This is a genomic window from Psychrobacter sp. W2-37-MNA-CIBAN-0211 (genome assembly GCF_040309405.1).
Classification (GTDB): Bacteria; Pseudomonadota; Gammaproteobacteria; order Pseudomonadales; family Moraxellaceae; genus Psychrobacter; species Psychrobacter glaciei.
Map to the genome: position 1 here is coordinate 1 of NZ_JBEOOU010000190.1, position 273 is coordinate 273.

Below are 273 nucleotides of genomic sequence, written 5' to 3' on the forward strand. Positions count from 1 at the left end.
GTTGTAGCCAATATAAGCAATACAAATAAAGAACAAGGTAATAACTAATGCGCCAACCCATTGAATTTGTAAAAACTCTAACTTAAATAGTAATGTTAACAACGACAAAGCAACAATATTCATGGTTAAATATTTAAATTTACCTAAGCGTTTAACCGTCAAGTTTAAGTTATCTGTGTATAACCGGATAAGCGAATCAAGAGAGTTAATTACAAAAATAATACCAACAAATACCATGGCAAAGTTTTTAATACCTTCGGTAGGAATACCAGC

1 protein-coding gene is annotated in these 273 nt (G+C 30.8%); it reads right to left on the reverse strand.

What is annotated here, in order from left to right; translation table 11 throughout:
- A partial coding sequence (locus AAEY72_RS14855; RefSeq protein ID WP_352311315.1) for a hypothetical protein occupies positions 1-273 on the reverse strand: 273 nt, incomplete at both ends.